The 5,947-nt window shown below is 68.9% G+C and carries 6 protein-coding genes and 1 pseudogene; 3 read left to right on the top strand and 4 right to left on the bottom strand.

Features of this window, described 5'->3' with window-relative positions; genetic code table 11:
* Nucleotides 1–218: 218 nt before the first annotated feature.
* A complete protein-coding gene (locus HUK84_RS09000) occupies nucleotides 219–758 on the bottom strand; it encodes a nitroreductase family protein (protein ID WP_176639997.1) in 540 nt (179 codons plus the stop codon).
* 67 nt (nucleotides 759–825) lie between these two features.
* On the opposite strand from HUK84_RS09000, the pseudogene HUK84_RS08995 reads away from it, so the two are divergent.
* The 3 genes and pseudogenes from HUK84_RS08995 to HUK84_RS08985 form a co-directional block, all read left to right on the top strand.
* A pseudogene (locus HUK84_RS08995) lies at nucleotides 826–1,419 on the top strand (efflux RND transporter periplasmic adaptor subunit); the annotation flags it as partial.
* Entirely contained in the window at nucleotides 1,416–3,011 is a 1,596-nt protein-coding gene (locus tag HUK84_RS08990; protein WP_176639996.1) for a DHA2 family efflux MFS transporter permease subunit, read from the top strand. The pseudogene HUK84_RS08995 and the gene HUK84_RS08990, both read left to right, overlap by 4 nt.
* A 30-nt stretch (nucleotides 3,012–3,041) precedes the next feature.
* Nucleotides 3,042–3,512: an NUDIX hydrolase gene (locus tag HUK84_RS08985; RefSeq protein ID WP_176639995.1), complete on the top strand. Its 471-nt coding sequence runs from the start codon at nucleotides 3,042–3,044 to the stop codon at nucleotides 3,510–3,512.
* Here the strand turns inward: HUK84_RS08985 and HUK84_RS08980 are convergent.
* The 3 genes from HUK84_RS08980 to HUK84_RS08970 all read right to left on the bottom strand — a co-directional run.
* Nucleotides 3,494–4,012: an RNA pyrophosphohydrolase gene (locus tag HUK84_RS08980; protein WP_176639994.1), complete on the bottom strand. Its 519-nt coding sequence runs from the start codon at nucleotides 4,010–4,012 to the stop codon at nucleotides 3,494–3,496. The two genes, HUK84_RS08985 and HUK84_RS08980, sit on opposite strands and share 19 nt — an antisense overlap.
* Nucleotides 4,005–5,435: a S41 family peptidase gene (locus tag HUK84_RS08975; RefSeq protein WP_176639993.1), complete on the bottom strand. Its 1,431-nt coding sequence runs from the start codon at nucleotides 5,433–5,435 to the stop codon at nucleotides 4,005–4,007. The genes HUK84_RS08980 and HUK84_RS08975 overlap by 8 nt, the downstream gene beginning before the upstream one ends.
* Before the next feature lie 158 nt (nucleotides 5,436–5,593).
* Nucleotides 5,594–5,947 (bottom strand): murein hydrolase activator EnvC family protein (locus HUK84_RS08970; protein ID WP_176639992.1); only part of this gene is annotated, 354 nt, incomplete at its 5' end.

The raw sequence follows: 5,947 nt of genomic DNA, 5'->3' as shown, positions 1-5,947 counted from the left end.
GCCCCGGCTTGCGCCCTGTCTTGCGCCATCACCGGCACGACCGGCGCGCCCGCCGCCACCAGGGCGCACAGCCCGCCCCTCACCCAGCCCAGCCGCTTCATGAATCCCCTGATTTCAATTTGATGTCGAAACAATTCAACCGCGGCCCGACATGGGTCCGTGCGTATCGGCGTGCACGGACCCGTGCCGGGCGGTTGCTGATTCCCGTCGAAGGACGCTTACGAACGGACCCCGCCGAAACGGCCGGCAAACGCGATCTGCGACAGGGGCAGCCGGTCCGAGGGATTTTCGCGGGCGCGCAGGCCCTCGGGCAGGGTGTCGGGCGGGGCCTGGCGGCCGATGGCGATCGCGGCGTGAATCGCATGGTCCTGGGGCACGCCCAGCCCGGCGCGGATCGCGTCATGGTCGATGCCGCTCATCGCGTGGGCGGCCCAGCCCGACGCGGTGGCCTGCAGCATGATCTGCGCGGCGGCGGCACCGGCATCGAAGGCATGGGTGGGCGCGGGCACCGGATCGGTCTTGCCCGGCGGCACCATGGTGGTGGCCGACAGCACGAAGACCAGCGCCGAGGCCGAGCCGGCCCAGGACTGGTTGAACGGCACCAGATAGCTGACGAACCGTTCCCACGCCGCGCCCCCATCCGGTCCCCCGTCCGGCCCTCCACGCAGCGCGTAGACGAAGCGCCAGGTCTGCGAATTATAGGCCGAGGCCGCCCAGCGCCCGGCTTCGAGGAAGGACAGCAGCGCCTCCTCGGTCATCGCCGATCCGTCATAAGCGCGCGGCGACCAGCGATCGACGAAAAACCGGTGAACCGGCAGAGTGGGAACACGGGAAGATATCGACTACGCCACCGCCGCGCTGCAGGCCGCCCACGCCCAGTTGCTCCAGGCCCAGGGCAATCTCGCCATCGCCGAGCCGGTGCAGGCCAATATCCAGACCACCCAGACCCGCGTCAGCCAGTATGACGCCCAGACGGCCCAGGCCCAGGCCCAGCTCGCCCAGGCCGTCCTGAATCTCGGCTGGACCGAGATCCGCGCCCCGCATGACGGCTGGATCTCGCAGCGCAGCATCGAACGCGGCAGCTTCGTCTCCGAGGGCCAGGCCCTCTTCTCGATCGTCGAGCCCGAAATGTGGGTGACGGCCAACTACAAGGAAACGCAGATCACCGACATGCGCCCGGGACAGACGGTCGATATCGCGGTCGATTCCTACCCGTCGCTCCGGCTGCGCGGCCACGTGGATTCGATCCAGCTCGGCACCGGCGCCACCTTCAGCGCCTTCCCGCCGGAAAACGCCACCGGCAACTTCGTCAAGATCGTCCAGCGCGTCCCGGTGAAGATCCTGATCGACAGCGGCCTGCGCGCCGACCGGCCGCTGTCGCTGGGCATGTCCGTCGAGCCGACGGTGCATACGCGGTGAGCACCGATTCCCCCCCAGCCGCCCCGGCCGGGGCGGAAGAGCCATGGAAGCCGCGGGGCAACCCGTGGCTGATCGCGGTCGTGGTCACGGTCGCGGCCTTCATGGAAATCCTGGACACCACCATCGTCAACGTGTCCCTGCCGCATATCGCGGGCTCGCTCTCCTCCAGCTACGACGACGCCACCTGGGCGCTCACCTCCTACCTGGTGGCGAACGGCATCGTGCTGACCATCTCCGGCTGGCTGGGCAAGCTGCTGGGGCGCAAGCGCTATTTCCTGATCTGCATCTTCATGTTCTCGGTGTCGTCCTTCCTGTGCGGCATTTCGGGCAGCCTGACGCAGTTGATCATCTTCCGCCTGATGCAGGGCTTCTTCGGCGGCGGCCTGCAGCCGAACCAGCAATCGATCATCCTGGACACGTTCCCGCCCGAAAAGCGCGCCGCCGCCTTCGGGCTCACGGCGATCGCCACGATCGTGGGGCCGGTCCTCGGCCCGGCTTTGGGCGGCTGGATCACCGACAATTATTCCTGGCGCTGGATCTTCTTCATCAACGTGCCGATCGGCCTGGCCGCGACCTTCGCGATCTCGCTGCTGCTCGACGACCCCCCATGGGCGCGCAAGCAGAAGGCCCCGCTGGACATCGTGGGCATCAGCCTGATCGCCGTGGGCTTCGGCTGCCTCGAAGTCACCGCCGACCGGGGCGAGGACGATGACTGGTTCGGCTCGTCCATGATCCGCACCACCGCGACCTTCGCGGTGCTGGGCATCGGCGGGGCGGTCCTCTGGCTGCTGACGGCCAAGCGGCCGGCGGTCGATCTGCGTGTCTTCAAGGACCGCAATTTCGCCACCGGCACGGCGCTGATCGGCGCGGTCGGCGCGCTGCTCTACGCCTCGGCGGTCATCGTGCCGCAATTCGCCCAGCAGGTGATCGGCTACACGGCCACCCTGGCGGGCTTCGTCCTGTCGCCGGGCGGCGTCGCCGTCATCATCCTGATCCCGATCATCGGGCGGCTGATGAAATTCTTCAGCCTGCGCGTCCTGATCGCCTTCGGCTTCGCCTTCATGGGCGTGTCGATGTTCCTCTCGGCGCACCTGACGCCCACGATCGATTTCCGCCACCTGGTCCTGTTCCGCATGAGCCAGACCGCCAGCCTGGCCTTCCTCTTCGTGCCGATCTCGACGATCACCTACGCCACCCTGCCGCGCGCCCTGAACGCCGACGCCTCGGCGCTGTACAGCATGGCGCGCAACGTGCTGGGCTCGATCGCGATTTCCGGCTCGACGGCGATGATCACCAACCTGCGTCAGGCCCACCAGTCGCAGATGGTGCACTGGATGGCGCCGTTCCGGCAGCCTTATCTCGACTATCTGGCCCGGGCGCGGCAATTCGCCGCCGCGCACGGCGTGGCCCCCGCCGCGATCGAGGCCACGGCCCGGCAGCATCTCTATGTCGAATATACGCGCCAGATCTCGATGCTGGCCTATAACGAGCTGTTCATGATCCTGGGGATGGGCGCCTTCATGGTGGTGCCGTTCTGCTTCCTGCTCTCGCCGATCCGCGGCGGCGGCCGACCCAGCGGCGGTGGACATTGAGCGGCGGATATTGAGCGGCGGGCATCGCGTATGGAAGACCAGGCCGCTCCCGCCCCATCCGGCTCAGACGGGACGATCCGCGTCGTCGCCGCGGCGATCCTCTATGGCGGCGCGCTGCTGCTGGTGCGCAAGCGCGGCACCAGCGCCTTCATGCTCCCGGGCGGCAAGGCCGAGCCGGGCGAACACGCCACCGAAACCCTGACCCGCGAACTGGCCGAGGAACTGGGCTGCGGCCTCACGCATGCCGGCGTGGCCCTGCTCGGCCGGTTCGTCGCCCCCGCGGCCAACGAACCGGGCCGCACTGTCCACGCCACGGTCTATCGCGGCATGCTGGACGGCGTACCCCGCATCGGCGCGGAAATCGCGCAGATGCTGTGGTATGATCTCGACAGGGTCCCGTCCGACGGAACCGGGCCCGACGATACCGTATCGGTCCCCCTCGCGCCGCTGCTCACCCGGCACGTCCTGCCCGCGCTGCGGCGTCAGGCGGGCCGCGCATAGGGCGCGAAATCCCGGACCAGGATCTGGTAGATATCACGCTTGAAGCCGACATTGCGCTCGGGCAGCGTCGGCAGGTCGATCCATTGCCAGGCATCGAATTCCGCCGGCTGATGGCTGTCCAGCCGGATCTCGTCGTCCCGCCCGACGAAGCGCAGGGCGAACCATTTCTGCGTCTGGCCGCGATAGCGCCCGCCCATCGCGCGGCCGATCAGCGCCGCCGGGAAATCATAGCTCAGCCATTCGGGGTGCGCGCCCATGATGACGGCGGCGTCCGTGCCGATCTCCTCGCGCAGTTCGCGCAGCACCGCCGCGTCCGGCGCCTCCTCGGCATCGATGCCGCCCTGCGGGCATTGCCACACGCCCTGGCTCAGCGGCCCGCCGGCCCCGGGCATGTCGCTGCGCCGCCCGATCAGCACCTGCCCCAGCGGATTGAACAGCATGGCCCCGACATTCCGGCGATAGGGCAGGGGGCGCTGACCGGGCGACCCGGCATCATTCATGCCGCGATGCCTCGGTGACCGCTCCCGTCCCGGTCCCGGCATCGGCCGAACGCGGTCCCGCCGCCATGGCGCGGACGATCTTCAGCCCCTGCTGCAACTGGAAGTCGGTCGCCGGCTTGGTCGGGTCGAAGGACGGCCAGGTCGCCGGCGGCTCGGCCGGGATCGTGGCCGCGACCGCCGGCAGGTCGGTGCGCGGCGGCGGCTTGGTGGTGTTGCCGCCCTGGTTCTTGATGATATGCGCCAGGTCCGCCTCGCGGATGCTATAGGCCGGATCGTCGCGGCTCTCATGCACCGTCACGTCCGGCACGATCCCCAGCCCCTGGATCGACCGCCCCGACGGCGTGTAATAGCGCGCGGTCGTCAGGCGCAGCGCCCCGTCGCCGGGTATCGGCAGGATCGTCTGCACCGACCCCTTGCCGAAGGATTTCTCGCCCACCAGCACCGCTCGCTGATGGTCCTGCAGCGCCCCCGCGACGATCTCGCTGGCCGAGGCCGATCCGCCGTTGATCAGCACCACGATCGGCAGCCCGCCGGTGATGTCGGTGCCGTGCGCGTCCCAGCGCTGGCTGTCCTGCGGATGCCGCGCCCGGGTCGACACGATCTCGCCATTGCGGATGAAATCCGATCCGACCTCGATCGCCTGGTTCAGCAGCCCGCCCGGATCCGACCGCAGATCCACCACCAGCCCGCTCAGCCTGCCGTGGGATTCGGCCTTCAGCTTGCGGTACGCGGCCTCCAGCCCGGGGGCGGTTTCCTCGTTGAACTGCGCGATGCGGATATAGCCGACCGTGTCGTACAGCGCCGAACGGATCACCTGCAGGTGGATGATCGCGCGGGTCATGGTCACGACGATCGGCTTGGGCGTCTTCTCGCGGATCAGCGTCAGGGTGATCTTGGTGTCCGGCTTGCCGCGCATCCGCTCCACCGCCTCGTCCAGCGGCAGCCCGTCGATGTTCTTGCCGTCGATCGCGACGATGAAGTCGCCCGGCTTGATCCCGGCCCGCGCGGCCGGGGTGTCGTCGACCGGCGAGACGACGCGGATGTGGTTGTCCTCGCCCTGCACCTCCAGCCCCAGCCCGCCGAACTCGCCCTTGGTCTGGACCTGCAGGTCGCCGTACTGCTTCTCGGTCATGTACGAACTATGCGGGTCCAGCCCGCTCAGCATGCCGTTCAGCGCATTGATGATCAGGTCGCGGTTCGATACCGGCTCGACGTAATTCGCCTTCACCTGCTCCAGCACATGGCCGAACAGCGACAGCAGCCGGAAATTCTCGGCCGGCGAATCGCTGTCCTTCGCCAGGCTCTCCGCCAGGGCGTGCGGCGTCAGGCCGCCGCCGACATACGAAAGCTGCGAAATCTGCGGACCAGCCGCAATGCCTGCCAGAAAGGCGCCACCAAGCAGCAGGCCGGTGCGGAACCTCATGCCGTCTCGTCTCCCGAATAACGCCGCCCCTGGCTTCGGCCCGGGTGCGGTCGGCCGCGCGCCACGGGGCGCGCCCGACACCGGCCTGCGCCGGCGTCATCCGGCAATCTTATACCGAACTCGCTCCGGGCGGAAACAGCCAACCGCAACCACCCGCCCTACAGGAACGGCGCGGGGTCGATCACAGCACCGCCGCGCCGCAACTGCACGAACAGGCTCGGCCGCCCGCCCCCGCCCGATTTGCCCCCGCCCGATCCACCCCCGCTCGACCAGCCGGGCATGGTCCCCATCGGCGCTCCCTTCGCCAGGCTCTGCCCGGCGGACACGTCCAGCGACCCCATCCCGGCCAGCACGAACCGGTAATGCCGCCCGCAATCCAGGATGACCATCTGGCCATAGGACCGGAAGGCACCGGCGAAATCGACCTGCCCGGCACACGGTGCGCGCACCGTGGCCCCCGACGGCGGCGCATAGGTGATGCCCGTCGCCGGCCCCGCCTCGGTCGTGGCCCC

This window comes from Nguyenibacter vanlangensis (assembly GCF_013376155.1).
In the GTDB taxonomy this organism is placed as follows: domain Bacteria; phylum Pseudomonadota; class Alphaproteobacteria; order Acetobacterales; family Acetobacteraceae; genus Gluconacetobacter; species Gluconacetobacter vanlangensis.
This window is presented reverse-complemented; position numbering and strand designations above follow the sequence as displayed.